The 16,535-nt window shown below is 48.1% G+C and carries 17 protein-coding genes, 1 pseudogene and 1 riboswitch; of the genes and pseudogenes, 5 read left to right on the plus strand and 13 right to left on the minus strand.

The window, feature by feature from the left end; genetic code table 11:
- The 3 genes and pseudogenes from RIF25_RS11320 to RIF25_RS11330 all read left to right on the plus strand — a co-directional run.
- Nucleotides 1–219, plus strand: a pseudogene (locus RIF25_RS11320) (IS630 family transposase); the annotation flags it as partial.
- 462 nt (nt 220–681) lie between these two features.
- Nucleotides 682–1,764: an undecaprenyldiphospho-muramoylpentapeptide beta-N-acetylglucosaminyltransferase gene (murG, locus tag RIF25_RS11325; RefSeq protein ID WP_322878650.1), complete on the plus strand. Its 1,083-nt coding sequence runs from the start codon at nt 682–684 to the stop codon at nt 1,762–1,764.
- Between the two features lie 4 nt (nt 1,765–1,768).
- Nucleotides 1,769–2,410: a hypothetical protein gene (locus RIF25_RS11330; protein WP_322878651.1), complete on the plus strand. Its 642-nt coding sequence runs from the start codon at nt 1,769–1,771 to the stop codon at nt 2,408–2,410.
- 16 nt (nt 2,411–2,426) lie between these two features.
- On the opposite strand, the gene cobA is transcribed toward RIF25_RS11330, so the two are convergent.
- From cobA to thiC, 4 genes are all read right to left on the minus strand, one after another.
- On the minus strand, nt 2,427–3,179 hold the full coding sequence (gene cobA, locus RIF25_RS11335; protein WP_322878652.1) for a uroporphyrinogen-III C-methyltransferase: 753 nt from the start codon (nt 3,177–3,179) through the stop codon (nt 2,427–2,429).
- Nucleotides 3,180–3,181: 2 nt separating this feature from the next.
- Nucleotides 3,182–3,904, minus strand: coding sequence for a sirohydrochlorin chelatase (locus tag RIF25_RS11340; RefSeq protein ID WP_322878653.1), 723 nt, complete (start codon nt 3,902–3,904; stop codon nt 3,182–3,184).
- Between the two features lie 200 nt (nt 3,905–4,104).
- Nucleotides 4,105–4,575, minus strand: a complete 471-nt coding sequence (locus RIF25_RS11345) for a hypothetical protein (RefSeq protein ID WP_322878654.1) — start codon at nt 4,573–4,575, stop codon at nt 4,105–4,107.
- A gap of 96 nt (nt 4,576–4,671) precedes the next feature.
- Nucleotides 4,672–6,057 (minus strand): phosphomethylpyrimidine synthase, encoded by a 1,386-nt coding sequence (gene thiC, locus RIF25_RS11350; protein WP_322878655.1) that lies wholly within the window; start codon nt 6,055–6,057, stop codon nt 4,672–4,674.
- Nucleotides 6,058–6,063: 6 nt separating this feature from the next.
- Nucleotides 6,064–6,173, minus strand: a riboswitch (TPP riboswitch).
- A 716-nt stretch (nt 6,174–6,889) separates the two neighbouring features.
- On the opposite strand from thiC, the gene RIF25_RS11355 reads away from it, so the two are divergent.
- Nucleotides 6,890–7,552 carry a Crp/Fnr family transcriptional regulator gene (locus RIF25_RS11355; protein ID WP_322878656.1) on the plus strand — a complete coding sequence of 221 codons (663 nt, stop codon included), beginning with the start codon at nt 6,890–6,892 and terminating at the stop codon, nt 7,550–7,552.
- 10 nt (nt 7,553–7,562) lie between these two features.
- Here RIF25_RS11355 and RIF25_RS11360 read toward each other — a convergent pair whose 3' ends face one another.
- The 8 genes from RIF25_RS11360 to RIF25_RS11395 form a co-directional block, all read right to left on the minus strand.
- Entirely contained in the window at nt 7,563–8,699 is a 1,137-nt protein-coding gene (locus tag RIF25_RS11360) for an LptF/LptG family permease (protein ID WP_322878657.1), read from the minus strand.
- Nucleotides 8,700–8,701: 2 nt separating this feature from the next.
- Complete coding sequence (locus RIF25_RS11365) at nt 8,702–10,045, minus strand: TldD/PmbA family protein (protein ID WP_322878658.1); 1,344 nt, start codon at nt 10,043–10,045, stop codon at nt 8,702–8,704.
- A gap of 829 nt (nt 10,046–10,874) precedes the next feature.
- A complete protein-coding gene (locus RIF25_RS11370) occupies nt 10,875–12,086 on the minus strand; it encodes a YeeE/YedE family protein (RefSeq protein WP_322878659.1) in 1,212 nt (403 codons plus the stop codon).
- Nucleotides 12,083–12,283, minus strand: coding sequence for a hypothetical protein (locus RIF25_RS11375; protein WP_322878660.1), 201 nt, complete (start codon nt 12,281–12,283; stop codon nt 12,083–12,085). Before RIF25_RS11375 ends, RIF25_RS11370 begins: the two co-directional genes overlap by 4 nt.
- 78 nt (nt 12,284–12,361) lie before the next feature.
- Nucleotides 12,362–13,324, minus strand: a complete 963-nt coding sequence (locus RIF25_RS11380; protein ID WP_322878661.1) for a sulfurtransferase — start codon at nt 13,322–13,324, stop codon at nt 12,362–12,364.
- Nucleotides 13,325–13,503: 179 nt separating this feature from the next.
- On the minus strand, nt 13,504–14,073 hold the full coding sequence (locus RIF25_RS11385; RefSeq protein WP_322878662.1) for an MgtC/SapB family protein: 570 nt from the start codon (nt 14,071–14,073) through the stop codon (nt 13,504–13,506).
- 158 nt (nt 14,074–14,231) lie between these two features.
- Nucleotides 14,232–14,819: a cation transporter gene (locus tag RIF25_RS11390; RefSeq protein ID WP_322878663.1), complete on the minus strand. Its 588-nt coding sequence runs from the start codon at nt 14,817–14,819 to the stop codon at nt 14,232–14,234.
- 49 nt (nt 14,820–14,868) lie between these two features.
- The gene (locus RIF25_RS11395; protein WP_322878664.1) at nt 14,869–15,102 is read right to left on the minus strand and encodes a hypothetical protein; all 234 of its coding nucleotides are present in this window, start codon (nt 15,100–15,102) and stop codon (nt 14,869–14,871) included.
- Nucleotides 15,103–15,270: 168 nt separating this feature from the next.
- Here RIF25_RS11395 and RIF25_RS11400 point away from each other — a divergent pair, with 168 nt between their 5' ends.
- Nucleotides 15,271–16,284: a VOC family protein gene (locus tag RIF25_RS11400; RefSeq protein ID WP_322878665.1), complete on the plus strand. Its 1,014-nt coding sequence runs from the start codon at nt 15,271–15,273 to the stop codon at nt 16,282–16,284.
- Here the strand turns inward: RIF25_RS11400 and RIF25_RS11405 are convergent.
- The gene (locus tag RIF25_RS11405; protein ID WP_322878666.1) at nt 16,208–16,516 is read right to left on the minus strand and encodes a DUF29 family protein; all 309 of its coding nucleotides are present in this window, start codon (nt 16,514–16,516) and stop codon (nt 16,208–16,210) included. The two genes, RIF25_RS11400 and RIF25_RS11405, sit on opposite strands and share 77 nt — an antisense overlap.
- Nucleotides 16,517–16,535: the final 19 nt, after the last annotated feature.

Here is a 16,535-nt window from a genome sequence, read left to right on the forward strand (position 1 = left end):
GATCGCCTAATTGTCAAACCTTATTTGAGTGGAAATAGTCAGAATACTATTCAGTATATCAAAGGGATAAAGGCGATTCATCCCAATCGGAAAATCATTGTGATTTGGGATGGTGCAGCATATCATGACAGTGATAATTTCCGTAAATATTTACATCAAGTCAATGGAAATAAGCCAGAACAAGAATGGCCGATTTACTGCATCAAATTAGCTCCATAAGCACCGGAACAAAATCCGATTGAAGCAGTGTGGCTGCAAGTTAAAAACTTCTTAAGGAAGGTGTGGCACTTATTGAAGACGTTTAAAATTACAAAATATCTATTTGAACTGTTTTTAAGTCATTTTGTTCTCCATTCTTCTCATCTGACTATGTATGGTATTTTCTCATGAATAATTACTGTTTGCTATATATAATTTTCATAAAATGCCAAATACCGGTTTTATTAAGAACTATCTTACGATGTGGTTTCCGAAACTAGGGTCAAGCATCTGAGTTTGAAACTATGATGTTTAAGTTCTCAGTTCCTATTTCAGGTTTGGACTCTTAGGTTCGGAGCATTGCTAAGGCTGATATCTGGAAAACAAATTTTAAAGATGGTTTTTATCCGATTCTTCACCCATCAAATTAGAGCCATGACCAAACTCAGGGGAGAATATCTAGGGATGAACTGAGGAGAATCTGTGCCAAAACTTTTAATTGCTGCTAGCGGAACGGGTGGCCATTTATTTCCGGCTTTAGCGGTTGCCCAGGCCCTGACCGATTATGAAATTACTTGGCTGGGTGTCCCCGACCGCCTGGAGAATGAGTTAATCCCAGGCCATTTCCCCTTAATCACCATCAAAATGGGTGGATTTCAAAGCCGCAACCCCCTTAGTAAAGTTAAACCCATCGTCCAGTTGCTCAAAGCCATTCGGCAAACCCGGAAAATTGTGAAAACCGGAAACTATGTGGGTGTGTTTACCACAGGCGGCTATATTTCATCCCCAGCAATTCTAGCGGCTCGGAGTTTAGGGCTACCGGCCATTCTCCATGATTCCAATGCTCTCCCCGGAAAAGTCACCCGTTGGTTAACGCCTTGGTGTTCAACTGTGGCAGTGGGGATGGATGAAGCGGCCAAACGACTCAAGCAGGGTCAATCCAAAACTCCGATTAAAATCACTGGAACCCCTGTCCGCCCAGAGTTTTTGTATCGGACCACTAACTCAATGAGCCTCCAAATTGAGGATGTCAAAATTCCTGAGGATGTCACCTTAATTGTTGCGATGGGGGGCAGTCAAGGGGCTGTGGGCTTAAACCAGTTAGTTCGCGGTGCAGTCAGGGCCTGGTTACAGCGGGGGGCCTGGGTGGTGCATTTAACGGGCAGTAATGATCCCGAGGCCCAGGCCATACAGCATCCGCATTATTTAAGTCTGCAGTTCTATCACGATATGGCTCCTCTCTTGCAGCGGGCCAACTTAGCCATTAGTCGGTCAGGGGCTAGTGCTTTAACCGAATTAGCGATCACCGCAACCCCGAGTATTTTGATTCCCTACCCCTTTGCCGCCGAGGATCATCAATGGTTTAACGCCCAAGTCTTTGCCCAGGCCGGGGCCGCCTATACCCATCGGCAACAGGAGCTAACCAGCGCGCAATTGCAAGAAATTGTTTTAGATTTGCTCAAACATCCAGCCAAGCTAGAAAAAATGTCCAGCCAAGCTCAGTCTTTAGCCGTTCCCGATAGTGTGGATCAACTCGTGAGCCTGATTAGAAGTCAGTGTACTTAAGCGAATGAATTATTGCGATTGGCGACAGGACATTTTTGATACGCCGCCCAAGATTAACCCTCTAGTTTGGGAATTGCGAGATGAAACCTACTGCCTCTCCCCAGGCCAAACCTTAGACTTCATTGACCAGGCCCTAGTTGACCCAGAAATTCCTCAGCTTTTTACCAAAGAGCAAATTGGGATTGGCTTACAACTTCTGTTTTCTAACGCCTGTGGTAATGCTGTTTTCAGTTACTTAGAAACCCCGGATCATCAGCGCAAGGTCACAGCCATAGAAAACCTTAAATATCTTTATCAAAACTACTTTAATCCCCTCTGCCAGGCCCCGCTTAAATGGATTGGCCATGATCTGGATGATGGCCCCATTGGTTACCTTTGCTATATGTTCTGGGATATTTTTGTCCTGTACCCCGGCCATCAAAGCATCAGTGTAGAAATGACGGATGCTGCCCTAACAGTTATGGCAGAAGCCTTATGTTTTAAAAATGATCAGGTGATTGTTTCAGCCCTTCATGGCCTGGGACATTGGGTGAATTACGCTTCTAAAGCACAAGAGATCATTCATCAATGGCAACTGCAACCTACGACTGAAAATCAGGCCGTTTTAATCTACGCCCACCAGGCCTGGAGTGGTTGTGTCCAGTAGTCATTGCTCTGCCTTTTTAGATTAAACTCTGACAAAGTTCACGGATATTGATCACTTCTCCAATCACAATTAAAGTCGGTTTTTTCGTATTTTCCAGGCCCTCAAACTCTGCCCCCAAGGTTGTGATGATAATTTTTTCTTCGGGTTGGGTTCCGGCTTGAATTAAGGCCATGGGTGTATTAGGGTCTCGCCCTGCAGTTAACAAGGCCTGGCGAATTTGACTCAGGTTGTGCAGCCCCATATAAATCACGATCGTATCGGCAGCATGGGCCACCGCTTCCCAATTCACGTCCGGTTGATATTTCCCCGCCCCTTCATGGCCCGTCACCAACAGTACGGATGAACTTAGTTCCCGATGGGTCAGGGGAATATTTAACTTCGCTGGCACGGCAATTCCACTGGTCACGCCCGGTACAACCTCCACCGGAACTTTGGCCTGGGTTAAGGCGATCAACTCCTCCCCCCCCCGCCCAAAAATAAACGGATCGCCCCCCTTCAGTCGCACCACAATGGCGTGCTCCTGGGCCTGGTCAATCAGCAATTGAATTATTTCCTCTTGGTTTAAGGAGTGATTCCCCCGGCGTTTCCCCACATGGATCAGTTCTGCATTGGGGTTAATTAGCCTAAAAATCTCTGGGCTGATCAGGGCATCATACAAAACCACATCGGCACATTCTAAAAGGGTCTTACCCCGCACCGTTAACAGGCCCGGATCTCCAGGCCCCGCACCCACTAAATAGACTTTACCAACCGTAGAACTTTCACCCATAATTAATTAGAGCTTAAAACAAGAGTCTCGGAAAATCCCAGGCCATCCTGAACCAGATTGACTAATTCCGGGCCTGGGCGTAAACAATCGGTCAAATGCAGCTTTAACTGGGGATAGTCTTGATTCAGATCTTGTACCTGTTGAGTGATCAATTCCAAAAGTTTGCCTGCAAAAAGCAGATAGGGAAAAATTCTCATCTCGGTTATTTCTTGAGACACCCACTGCTCAATGGCTGCTTTAAGGCTTTCCGGTTTTGTCCAATAGGCCGGGATGGCCCCCAGTTCTCCAGCCAGATGATCAATCCAGGCCATCGCCTCTGGCCGCCGACTCCCATGGCCCAAAAATACCCAGGCCTGGTTTGCCTTCAGGATGGATTGCAAGAGTGGCATTAAACCCGGTTGTTGGCCTAGGTAAGGCAGCAAGGTAATCGGTAACGGACTGCGGGCCTGGGCAGTTTTGACCGCGGCAGGCACATCTTCACAGACATGAATACCGGGCAATAAAAATAATGGGAATACGTTAATGGCCGGGTAGCCGCAAATTTGGGCCTGGTCACTAAACTGCTGGATCTGTTCTGCCAAAGAAATCTCCGTTGCCTCTAGCATTCCACCTTCAATTAAGGCTGCTGGACAAGATGACCGTAATTGCCGTAATAGCTCTGTTAGTTCCAGGCCTGGCCTGGGGTCGCGGCTTCCATGAATCACTAAAAAAGTAGCAGTGGACATTAATGCCTAGAGGTAGTCTGAAGTAGGGCGATTATAACAATCCGTTTTAACTCCTGCCAGTCATCTTTTGGGTCAACGAAGACTTGAGCAGCACCCGCAGCGCAGCCGCAATTTAATTAACAAGCTCGACTGGTGAGGAGATTAAACAATATCGCTGTACTCATCTAGCAACGCAATTAAATCCTGCAATCGCTCACGATTTATGTTGGTGGGGTCAAGTTGGAATCGAAAGAGCGCAGCAAAGCATTGACCTTGGAGAGTAGCTCGCCTAGCCGCGCATAGTCTTTCTCGATTTGCTCGTTCTCTTTCTTGATCCGCTCGGTTTCGTTCTTGACTTGCAAGCTCTCGTTCTCGATTTGCTCGGTTTCGTTCTTGACTTGCAAACTCTCGGTCTTGATTTGCTCGATTTCTTTCTTGATTTGCAAGCTCTCGTTCTCTAGCTGCAAGCTCTCGATCTGATTCTGCTGCACGATCCTGTCGTATTTTGCGTTCTCTAGCTGCAAGCTCTCGGTTTCTTGCTTCAGTCTCACGATTTCTTCCTCGATGGAGAGTGTACCACTCAAGGCCGAGATTAGCCACCAAAGCCAATGCGGCCGCCACAAAGGTTGCAAAACTCCATTGGAGGTAGGTGAGGGGGAAGAATGGGAGGGGGATGGATTCGGTGTTTCCATAGAACCTCAAAAGTGCGGCTAAGGCAAAGAGAAACGTGGCTAAGGAGCGGGGCAGGACTTGGAGGAAACTAACCACAATCCCACCCCAACTCTAGCCTAAACTTCCGCCATGACCCGTTTTTCTTGATCTTGGGCCAGAAACTTCTCCAACTCCGTCAGGGCATCGGCATCCACCTTGGTTTGCATCGGACAGAACTTCGGCCCGCACATGGAACAAAATTCGGCGGTTTTATAGATGTCAGCCGGGAGGGTTTCATCATGATATTCCTTGGCCCGCTCGGGATCCAGGGAAAGCTCAAACTGCCGATTCCAATCAAAGTTATAGCGGGCAGTGGACAGTTCATCATCCCGATCGCGGGCCCCAGGCCGGTGGCGGGCAATATCCGCTGCATGGGCGGCAATCTTATAAGCAATTAAACCATTGCGGACATCTTCGGCATTGGGTAAACCGAGGTGTTCTTTGGGAGTGACGTAACACAACATGGCAGTTCCGTACCAGCCGGCCATGGCCGCCCCAATCGCAGAGGTGATGTGATCGTAGCCGGGCGCAATATCTGTCACTAACGGCCCAAGCACATAGAAAGGAGCCTCAGAGCATTCTTCCATCTGTTTGCGGACATTGAATTCAATTTGATCCATCGGCACATGGCCAGGCCCCTCAACCATCACCTGCACATCATGCTCCCAGGCCCGGCGGGTGAGTTGCCCCAAAGTTTTCAGTTCCGCCAGTTGGGCTTCATCCGAGGCATCGTGGGTACAACCGGGACGCAAGGAATCTCCTAAGGAAAATGAGACATCGTAGCGTTTGAAAATTTCGATAATGTCATCAAAGTGGGTATAGAGCGGGTTTTGTTTGTGATGATGCAACATCCAACGGGCAATAATGCCGCCACCGCGGGAGACAATTCCGGTGATCCGACTGCGAACCAAGGGCAAATGCTCAATTAAAATTCCGGCATGGATTGTCATATAGTCCACACCCTGTTGCGCGTGTTTCTCAATGATGTGGAGAAAATCATCAGGGGTGAGGTTTTCGATATTGCCGTGGACACTTTCCAGGGCCTGGTAAATCGGCACAGTCCCAATCGGCACAGGGGAGGCGTTAATGATGGCTGTGCGAATTTCATCCAAGTTGCCGCCGCCAGTGGAGAGATCCATGACCGTATCTGCGCCATATTTCACGGCCAGATGTAGTTTAGCGACTTCTTCATCCAAGTTGGAGGAATTCGGCGAGGCTCCAATATTGGCATTCACCTTACATTTCGAGGCAATCCCAATGGCCATCGGCTCCAGGTTGGGGTGATTGATGTTGGCAGGAATAATCATCCGCCCCCGGGCCACTTCATCCCGAATTAAATCTGGGGGTAAATTCTCTCGCCGGGCCACATAGTCCATTTCTTCGGTAATGATTCCTTGGCGGGCATAGTGCATCTGGGACACATTGGCCTGGCCCTGCCGTTTGGCAATCCATTCAGTTCGCATTCTAAAAACCTCAATAAACAGCTTCCCTCCGCCGGTATGACCCGGTTCAGGTTCTAAGGGTTTGTCTCAGTCTGATCCCCTGCGAGTAGTTGGATTAGACACCCCTAGCTTGTCCTTGATTTTATCATTTCTCCTTAGATCATAAATTCCGCCCCCAGGCCTGGAGACTTTTTTTTATTAAATTTATTTCTATTGAAAATTATCAAAATGGGACATAACGTTACTTTTCCTCATAGGGTTTGGGAGTGACAATTACCCAACCTTGGTTGTGCTCAATAGGTATGCCTGCAAAATTGTTATGGTTTCCGAACGATAGTCATTACCCTTAAGAAGGTAGCATCAGCCTTTTTGAAACCCTACGAGGCAACAGTTTTGAGTGTCTCATTTGGGCAAAAATAACGATATAAGGCTCGGCAAAGACTTCTGACTATAGGGTTACGCAGGTTGTTCTAAGTGAATCAAAATTCTCGCGAAGCTTTGGGAATATTTACACCGCCTTGACCCACAAGCATTTTCTAACTTGTCCGCACCTAAATCTTATATAGATCGGTCAGACCATCACATCCAAAAAAGCTACCGATTTATTCAATCTTGCCTAGGTATTAGTTTAGATGCTGAATAACAATCCCAGGCCTTTGGGACATGGTAGATTGTTTTTGTTAATGTGGGTAGGAGGTCAGTCTAAACAGTAATTTCCCCTTCCTAACCATACATAACCTTGGTATTACTCAAGCCTGAGTTTCCATCTCTTAACATAACCTTGGTGTTTTGATTAACTTAGCTTTACAGAACCAGCTTAAAGTATTGGGGAATACTCCTAGGCACCACCAATATGCCGAATTACACTCCCTCTCACTCCTTTGCAGATTCCCACATAGAATCTCTGGAAGCAATTTATCGGCATCAAGTCAGCACCAGTCCCCTCCCCCCTAAGTTACATAATTTTGCTGCAGGTGATTGTATTTGGCTGCACCCTGAGCGAATTTGGGTTGTTGGTCAGGGAATTGTCCAGTTAAATTTGCTCCACCCCAGTGGCGATGAAGTGATTTTAGGGTTGGCGGGGCCGGGGATGCCCTTTGGTTCAGCTTTAACCACATTGGAAGCCTACCAGGCCCGGGCGTTGACGGCGGTTGAATTGATGTCTTTTACCTTGACCGAAGTTGAGTCTTCCCCCAATCTAAACCAGAGTCTATTTCGGGGTTTGAGTCGGCGGTTGCGGCAAGTGGAAGCCATCCTAGCCATTTCTAGCCATCGCCGGATTGAGGATCGCTTGCGGCATCTATTATTTTTACTCCGGCAAGAAGTGGGACATCCCCATCCCCAAGGGCATCGTTTAGCAGTCCGCCTGACTCACCAACAGTTAGCCAGTGCCATTGGGACGAGTCGGGTGACTATCACCAGGCTATTGGGAAAACTGCGGGAAGAAAATTGGCTCAAGCTTGATCGGGATCGACACCTGATTCTGACCCCGGCACTTGCCCCCTTAAGCCTCTGATGTTTGGGGTTTAACGGCGTTGGGCCTGGATCAGTAGCAATATTCCAATCAAACCCAGGCCAATTTTGGGAGACCAACTGGCGACAAAAGGTGACAAAATCCCCCCCTGGCCAAAGGAGATAGTCACAAAGGAAACCAGATAGTAACTAAAAATCACGGCTACGCTCAGGCCAAAGGCCCAGGCATTATTACTACGAGGTGAGTTAATTCCCAATACTGATCCAATTAAGGCTAAAAGAAGGCATACCCAAGGAAGAGAGCGTTTTTCTTGGAGTTGCACCCGCCAAGTCCGAATTCGCTTTTGATCACCACTTTGGAGCAAGATGCCCAGAAAATCCTTGACCTCCCCACTACTCATAAACTCCGGTGTGCGAATTTCCTGGGCTAATTCGAGAGGGGTGCGGCGATAGGTGAAGGCTTGATGGGTAAAGGGGACAACCTCTTGATAGGCTTGGTTCCCATCCAGAAGGTAGCGCGTGCCATTGCTCAATTTCCAGGCCCGTTCTGGCTCGAACCACTCGGCCGACTCAGCGGCGATAATTTCAGACAATAGTCCCTGGCCAAAATTTAATATGGTCACCCCCTGCATCACCTGTCCATCAAATTCCTGGGCAAAGAAAATCTGCTGAAGATAGCGTTGGGCAAATTCCCGATAGAAAATGTTCCGTTCTTGAAAGGGCGTAACGGGCTGGTCAATTCCCGCTTTTAGCCTCAGATAGGCCTGGTAACTACTGGCTGGGACCACATACTCATTTAAGGCCCAGGTACTCGTCATTGCCACCAGACCCGCCAACAGGGCCGGAACTACTAAACGCCTCGCCCCAATCCCCACACTTTTGCAGGCAATAATTTCACTGCGGCGCGAGAGCCGACTGTAGGCCATAAGAGTGCCAAATAAAATTGCCATCGGAATCCCCAAGACAATAAAACTGGGGAGCCGCAGCAGAAACACTTGCCCAGCCTCAGCCACCCCCAGGCCAGAATCGAGGACACGCCGAATTAGTTCAAAAACAGTCCCAATCACCGCCGCAATAATCGTAAAGATACCCAGGCCCCAAATAAACGGAGCAATCATTTCCAGGAGCAAATAACGATCTAAAACCGGCAGCGAAATTGGTAGCCAAGGGCGAGTTGGGGCAACAGCCACATTTATTCTCCAGTAATGGCTAATCCGTCCACCCAGACAAGGGGGCAGAAACCACCTTGGGTAAATTGCGCAACCGGATCAAGGTGAACAATCTGTTTCAGGACGGCCCGAAAATCCCCCGCTACCGTAGCCGACTCGATACTAATTCTTTCACCGTTCTTCAGTAACCAGCCATCAAAGGGCAAAGAAAATGATCCTTGTAAAGCCTTCACCCCAGCATGGAGAGCATGGAGATCATCCACATAGACGACCCCGTCCACAGTTGCCAAATTATAACTGGAGTTAGCCTCCCGACCGGGCGAGACATCATAGAAATGGCTACTCACTGTTACTTTTGCCCCCATATTGGCATGGCCTGTAGGTTGGGCTTGGAGGCGTTTGGCGGTTCCGGCACTGTGGAGTAATCCGGTTAAAATTCCCTGCTCAATTAAGGGGGTGCGTTGGGTCGGTGTTCCTTCTCCATCAAAGGTTGTAGCCCCAATATGCTCAGGGTGACGGGCATCATCAAAGACATTTAATTCTGGAACGGCGAGGGCCAGGCCAAGGGAGTCGGGGGTGGAAAGGCTTTGGCCATCTAAAATACTTTGGGCGTTAAACAGGTTGGAAAATGCCGAGAGGAGACTTAAAAACGCTTCCGGAGAAAAGATGACGGGATAGTGGCCCGAAGCAATGGGTTGGTAGTCTAAATGGCTGGTGGTTTTTTCTATGGTTTCGGCAATACAACTGGCAATATCCAGGTCTTCCAGGCCATAGCTGAGACGAAAGGCTCCGGCACTGCGGGGTTTCCGACCGGCCACATCGGTTTTGCTATAGAGATAAATGGAGGTGTAGGTTCCCCCCTCTTGGCGCATGGCTCCCTCACTGTTGAGATAAAACCGCGAGATACCCCGTTGGGATAGTCCGTTATAGGGCACACTACTGATGGCCGGGTGAGCTTCAATGACGGCTTGTTCAGCAGCGACCAGTTTTTGAACTAATTCACTGGCGGGGGCGGGAGTGACTGGAGGAAGGTCAATGGGGGCTACAGGGGCCTGGGCCTGGGGACTGAAGTCGGGAATATGTTCTGTAACCCCAAAATGACTGGCATCGCGGGCCATTCCCAAGGCTAACTCCAAACCCCGCCGATCCAAATCCGTTGTACTGGTTACCCCCATTTGTCCCTGCTGATTCCAAACCCGCACCGTAATCCCTGAGCGTTGGGAAGCTTTGACCTGCTTGGGCTGGCCATTTTGAACTTGTACAGAGACCTCATCTATCTGAGAGCCACCGAGATCATATTTGTGAAGGCCCAATTGCTGGGCGGTTGTCTCCACAAGGGTCATTAAGCTGCTGACATCGGTAGTCATAAGTATTTGCCTTGATAAAATTAAGTGCCTGAGCCGCTGTCCTCCCAAGACGGATTGAGGGACTTCGCCTTTTGATCCTAATAGACCGCTGGCTGGCTTTTCAATGCAATAATTTTTAAATGTTTAGCCTAAAAATTCATTAGAAGAATTTATTACTTCTGCTTCTGGAGAATTTCTAAACACGAGCCTGAGGGGGATAGGGCTCAAATCATCCGTGATCTGCCCACTCCTCCATCACCTGATTGGAAATCACGCCGGCCATGCATGACTTGGGGAAGACTCAGTCGGCCTTGCCCTAAAGCTTGCTATCCAATCCTTGAAGAATCTGCACCCGATCAGTTTGGGGGGCATATCTCCAGGCCTGGGGAGGGACTGATGACACCGCATTTTGGGATAACATTTGACAGGCAATTCCAGATCACTTGAGTATTCGTACCATCAAGTAGTTCGATACAACTGAGGAATCTACTTAAGCGTTAGGAATAGCCCTATAGTAAACAGTAATGATTCGTGAGAATAGCCCAGAATTATCTATCCCTGCAAAGTTTTGGTTTCATCCTAGGCTCAACGAGGGGGGATTCTTTACCAAGGCTTCTGATGATCAGTCATTCTCACAAATGAAGACGGACTGCTATATTGCAGACTGAAGATTGAGAAATATTTTCTTTAAGGTTATCTCAGTCATCAACTATCGTGTTACACAGACTGTTCTGACGCGTAAAAATGTTCAAAGTTTCACCAGTGAGAGGTTTTCTGACTTGCTCTTAAGCAGCCCTAAATAAGTCACGCTATATCTATTTCAGCTACTTTGCTTAAAAAATTGAGATTGCTATTCACCCTTGAGTTGTCCTTGGAATTGTAAACACAGCCAACTGCCAAATAGGGCAAAAACAATCCAAAGCCAACCGTGGATGCTGAGGGAGGCAATTCCCCCCAAGAAAGCACTGACATTACAGCCAAAGGACAGTAAAGCACCAAACCCCATCATGAATCCTCCCATTCCTCTCATCAGAGCATCCGGCCAACTCAAAACAAGGCGAACTGTAAAGCGTCCAGCTAAAGCTGCCCCTAAAATTGCCCCTAAAATCAGACCAATATTCATGACAGAACTGACATCGGCAAAAATACTATGATTCAGGGCATATTGAGCCGGTTCACTTTGCCAGAAAGGGGACTGATCCGGTTGCCAGCCTAATTTTTGTGCGGCATGGGCGGCCCAAACCAGAAAGCCCCAGGTAATCCGCCAGGGCTGTCCTGATACAATCAAGGTTAAACAGGCCAGGAGAGCTAAAACTACTGCACCTGTTGCTAAAGACCAGGGGCCACGGATTATCTTCATCAGCCCACGCTCATCGGTATCATGAGCAGGAACTAGCTTCTTCTGAGGAGAATGATCCTCTGGTTGCAATGGATCTCGATTGAAGCAAATAATTACACCAGCCAGAATTCCGAGGAGAGTTAACTGTAAGGTAACGCCGCCAACCCAACCCAATGACTCATTCCAAGCAATGGGTGGCCAACTAGGTAATTGAGCCCAAAAGGGTCGGGTCAAGCTAGCGAGGAATGAACCGAGGCAAAAGGTTAAAATTGTCACAAGGGTTGAAAGATTCCCTTGTCCAAATCCGGCTAACGTACCACAGCCACAACCACCCCCTAATTGCATCCCAATCCCAAACAAAAAAGCTCCCAGCATCCCTGCAATACCAACTGGTGCCAACGCTCCCCGGATGGTTTCTCCAGCTACTTCACCAATAGCCAGCACGGGGGCAAACAAAAGTGTAGCCAGACCTAACAATAAGCATTGCGCCAGCAGTCCCCGTCCATCTCGTTGCAGCCACCATTTGCGATAGGCGGAACTAAAACCAAAGCGGGCATGATGCAACGTCAAACCAAGGCCGATTCCCAAAATAAATAAGATGCTCTGTCGCCAACCATAGACGGATAAGGCAACTGTGCTTAGGACTACCAGGCCAAGGGTAATCGCCAGAACCATTGAAGAACGAAATCCTTGGGAATACTCAGTCCGTTGAGAAAGGCTCATTTTTTCGGAGGTGTTTTTGTTTTGTTTTCAGAAGGAAGGGTACAAGCGGTAGCATCCAATTGGGGCAGTAGAACCAAAGCGGCTGCACTGATGAGTAAAGCACCAACAAGAACCGTAGAGCCTAATATTTTCATAGATAAATCCTGCAAAAGACGAGGCATAGATGAAAAAGGCGACAGCAGCAAAGTCACAGCCAAAAAGATTCAACTGTCGCCTGATGATAATCCTGAAAGACCATGACTTCAAGGTAATGATCTCAATTATCGCCAAAAGAGTTAACCGATGGGATCAGGGCCAGTTTGCACAGGCAAATCAGTGGCACTATATTCTGTCCAAGAACCTTCATAGATACGGACTTTGGGGTATTTGAGTAAGTGCTTCAGGACGATGTATTGCAAGGTAGCTTCTCGACCAGTGCTGCACGTGACAATCACATCTTGGCTGGGGTCAACTTTTTTGCTGGCTAAAATTGCCTTGATTTCGTCCAAAGACTTGAGTTTATGGGGGTTATCTGTAGTTGTGAACGTGGGCCAAGGGATATTCCGTGCGCCGGGAATGTGCCCATTACGGATAAACACATTTTCTTCACCGCTAAAGAGCTTTGGTGGCCGTGGATCAACAAAAACGACCCCAGGCTTACCAATCAGTTGCTTGACCTGAGCCAGATTGACGCGAATGTTTGGATTATCTTGCACTTTCGGTTGGGCGACTGAATACTTGGGATAAGCTTTGGTTACTTCGCCGTTACTCACTTTATAGCCCGTAAACCCACCATCCAGAACTGCAATATCCTGAAAGCCAAGTCGCTCTAGGATATAGGCCACCATCGTTGCACCGAGAACATCCCGAGCATCGGAATAGACCAGGACTTTACTATTGTTGCTAACTCCAGCATTGCCAAGGATTTGGGTGAGTTTAGGCTCAGACCAGTACTGGACAGGCAAGCGACCATCGGGGCCACGAAAGGCAGCATCGGCAATATTTACGGCATTGGGGAGGTGAGCGGAAATGTATTCCAGGGGGTTATTCCGCACGTCCAAGATGCGCAAGTTTGAATTATTGGCTTGAGACTTGACCCAATCTGGACTGACAAATTGGATCGTCGCTCCAGGGGCAGCATTGGCATTGACAATGAGGGTGACAGGCAACGCTACGACAGCCAATAAAAAGGCAATCGCTAAGAATAGTCGCGTGGATCGCCAGCCCAGACGAGATAAGGATCGTTTTAACGCTTTCATAAGACTAAAGTTCCAAAACTCTGCAAAACTGAAAGCCTGAATTAGTATCGTCGTCAAGTAGGCGAGAGATAATATACATCATAAAGCCTACGTCTTTTATGTAGATTATCAGGCTTCATGTAGCCTAGCTCATCCTTTAGAAAAATTCCAGGCCTGTCAGGAGAAAATAATAAGGTTAATTAATGGTCTGTATTGTCTGACTCAATGGTTGTAGCCGCAGTGGGGGTATTTTTGGACTTGGTGGGAGATTTCTTTTTCCGACCCTTGCCATAAATATGAATTTGATAGAGAGGAGCTTGCTTCATCCGCTTGACTCCGCTCAAAATCATCAAGGTCATTAATGTCCCGACTAAGCTGGTAATCCATAACCCACACCCAGCTGCAGTTCCCAGGCCAGCGGTTAACCAGAGAGCGGCGGCAGAGGTCAGACCCTTAACTTCTGGCTTCACTCCATGACTTGACTGTTGCAAAATTAGGCCGGCACCAATAAACCCCACCCCTGTAGCGACCCCCTGCACCGTCCGACTTAAGGCATTGGTGGAATTAAGATCAATCCCGGCCTGGAGGGGCAACATGACAAAAAGGGCAGAACCCACGCTCACAGCCATATAGGTGCGTAGGCCAGCGGGCCGGCCCGGTTGTTGTCGGTTCAAGCCAATCGCGCCACCGACAAAAAACGCCATCCCCAAACGCAACGAAATCGTGAATATATCATCCGGGCTGAAGAATAGGGTGTTTTCTAACGCCATCAGACATACCTCACTAAACCCTGTGAATAAGGGGATTATAGGATTTGAATCAGGTTAAGTAAAGTTTAGGGTTGATCACCATGTCGTCGAGTAGTCGAGGTTCCCACTGGAGAGAACAGATAAATATTCGGACGTTGAGACTGAGGTGAGTTACTTTTCTATGGCTCAGCTAAGGTGTGTTCATCTCTCGCCGCTTTCCAAATGGCCTGGGCCGCATCAAGATTCATAATCAATATCCCAATACCCACGATTAAATCTGGCCAACCGGATAACCAGAGGAGTGTGACCAGGCCGGCTCCAATGATGGCAATGTTGGCGAGAGCATCGTTCCGGGCTGAGAGAAAAGCAGCTTTAACTAAACTACCCTCATGATGGCGATATTGGGCAATCACAAAGGCACAAACCAGATTCACAACTAGCGCGCCTAGGCCAGTCCCAGATAATAACCAAGGTTCCGGTGGAGTTGGGGTCGCAAACTTCTGCCAGACGGCCCAAACGAGCGCAACAGCCGGAATCAACAGCACACCCGAGAGGAACATCCCCACAAATGCCCGTATTTTTGCCGGCCAGCCCAAGGCAATCAGAATTAAAAAATTAACGGCAGCATCTTCGAGAAAATCAATACTATCGGCAAATAGGGAAATGGAGTTGATTTGTCTGGCAACCCAAAATTCAACGAAAAAGTAACTGAGGTTGGCAACTCCTACGAAAAGAATGGCACGACGTAAGCCGATATTTTGGGCCATGATTCAACCTAGCGAGAGGATCTCAATATGTCAGGGTATAGCAAAAAACTCAGGCCTGGGATGAATAGGGGGGATAGGCTACTAAGGTCGTTTTCTGCCGGCCTGTTAGTTTTCGCCCCAAAGACCACAGCCCCAAATAGACTAAGCTGGCAAAAATCAGGGGTAAAAGTTTGGCCACGGTCAACAAGGATTGGAATGACCACCAAAACCGTCTTGGCCAACTCCAGGCCTGGTGAGTGATGGGAAGATACCGAAGCGTTGTAACTGGGCGAGACTGAGACATAAGATAACCTAATTAATTAAAATACTAAAAATCGAGTGAGTTACCGTAAATTAGTTTTTAATTTTGACATACTGGCTGAAGTTTATGCAATGGTTAAGTCTGGGCTAATTAAGAGATGGCTCCAGAAGTTACAGTGATTAAGGCTCTAAAACTGGCTTGAGGCAAGGTATGGGAACAATCCAAGGCATTTATGAAGTGGGGATTGGCACACCGGATTTACGCGCCCAGGTGCAGTATTGGCAGCAGTTGGGCTATCGGATCAGCGCAATGGGTCAATTATCAGCGAGAGAATCCCAGGCCTTGTATGGGGTAGATTCAGCTTTGCAGTCATTGCGCTTAGGGCATCAGGAGGCGGATCATGGCTTGGTACGACTCATGGCCTGGGAAAGCCCGACGGGGCCTGGCCTGGGGTTGGCTTCGATGAGGATGGTTGGTAATCGCTGGGGAACAACTTTAACTGCTGATCTGTTAAATCTTTTGAACCATCTGGAACTGCTCACTCAAGAATCACCCGAAACATACCGCTACACCGAACCCCTGTGGAGTCAAATTTATGCTGCTGCCAAGTCCGCCCGACCCTGGAGTGATCCATTACTGGGAGTGCGAGAAAGTTTGTGGCTGAACCCATTGACCCGTCATGTTTTCTTTCAGCGGTTTAATTACGAACTCCCGCACTATGGCACGGTTAATCCCCATTCATTGCTCCAAACCAGTCAAATTACCCATGTTGGCCTGGTGATTCAAGGGGACAGTGGGGAGGTGCTGAATTTTTATGACCAGGTATTAGGGCTGTTGCGCGCTCGGGATGGCCTGGTGGATCACTATGAAGACAATCCCGCGGCTCGGCCTATTTTGGCTCTGGGGCCTGGAGATTATTACTACACCACTGATTTTGATGATCCCCGCTCGAACATAACAGAATTGAGGCAAGTCAGATCTGGCCGGCTAAAGGTGATTCGCTTTCCAAAATCTTTAAATTTGGAGAATAAACTACAAAACTCAAAACCAGGCCAGCTGGGGATGTCCCTTTATACCTATCGCATCAAGCCTATCTTAGAATTTTGGCAACGAGTTAAAGCCAGTACAGCCACCCAAGTCACAGAGATTATCCTGAATGAATTTGATGAACCGAGCTTTTCCTTTGTGGCTCCCGATGGCTATTTCTGGACTTTAGTAAGTTAGCAACACTGGTAATTCTCAGCCTAGATTTCGATGGCTTCGGTAAACATCTGAGCTTCTGTAAATGGACAGGCCTGGGGTAAATCTCGGGAAAGGATTCAATTTCCGCGATCAGGTTTTCAAGATCGAGTTGGTCAAGCCGCCCCAGCCGAAGAAACTGCGCTTGCTGCTCTGTCCAGGCCAAAGAGTCTTGATCGTAAAGGACATTTACTTGAGTTGGAGTCGGCATAGTCATAGCCCTGTGATTGGTGTCT

Source organism: Pseudocalidococcus azoricus BACA0444, from assembly GCF_031729055.1.
Classification (GTDB): domain Bacteria; phylum Cyanobacteriota; class Cyanobacteriia; order Thermosynechococcales; family Thermosynechococcaceae; genus Pseudocalidococcus; species Pseudocalidococcus azoricus.

Excerpts from the sequence above, each read along its gene's own strand:
- RIF25_RS11385 (WP_322878662.1), bottom strand. The coding sequence starts at position 14,073 with ATGGCGTTAGAAAACACCCTATTCTTCAGCCCGGATGATATATTCACG.
- RIF25_RS11395 (WP_322878664.1), bottom strand. The coding sequence starts at position 15,102 with ATGTCTCAGTCTCGCCCAGTTACAACGCTTCGGTATCTTCCCATCACT.
- RIF25_RS11405 (WP_322878666.1), bottom strand. The coding sequence starts at position 16,516 with ATGACTATGCCGACTCCAACTCAAGTAAATGTCCTTTACGATCAAGAC.
- RIF25_RS11390 (WP_322878663.1), bottom strand. The coding sequence starts at position 14,819 with ATGGCCCAAAATATCGGCTTACGTCGTGCCATTCTTTTCGTAGGAGTT.
- RIF25_RS11355 (WP_322878656.1), top strand. The coding sequence starts at position 6,890 with ATGCCGAATTACACTCCCTCTCACTCCTTTGCAGATTCCCACATAGAA.
- thiC (WP_322878655.1), bottom strand. The coding sequence starts at position 6,057 with ATGCGAACTGAATGGATTGCCAAACGGCAGGGCCAGGCCAATGTGTCC.
- RIF25_RS11380 (WP_322878661.1), bottom strand. The coding sequence starts at position 13,324 with ATGAAAGCGTTAAAACGATCCTTATCTCGTCTGGGCTGGCGATCCACG.
- RIF25_RS11345 (WP_322878654.1), bottom strand. The coding sequence starts at position 4,575 with ATGGAAACACCGAATCCATCCCCCTCCCATTCTTCCCCCTCACCTACC.
- RIF25_RS11365 (WP_322878658.1), bottom strand. The coding sequence starts at position 10,045 with ATGACTACCGATGTCAGCAGCTTAATGACCCTTGTGGAGACAACCGCC.
- RIF25_RS11400 (WP_322878665.1), top strand. The coding sequence starts at position 15,271 with ATGGGAACAATCCAAGGCATTTATGAAGTGGGGATTGGCACACCGGAT.
- cobA (WP_322878652.1), bottom strand. The coding sequence starts at position 3,179 with ATGGGTGAAAGTTCTACGGTTGGTAAAGTCTATTTAGTGGGTGCGGGG.
- RIF25_RS11370 (WP_322878659.1), bottom strand. The coding sequence starts at position 12,086 with ATGAGCCTTTCTCAACGGACTGAGTATTCCCAAGGATTTCGTTCTTCA.
- RIF25_RS11340 (WP_322878653.1), bottom strand. The coding sequence starts at position 3,904 with ATGTCCACTGCTACTTTTTTAGTGATTCATGGAAGCCGCGACCCCAGG.
- RIF25_RS11330 (WP_322878651.1), top strand. The coding sequence starts at position 1,769 with ATGAATTATTGCGATTGGCGACAGGACATTTTTGATACGCCGCCCAAG.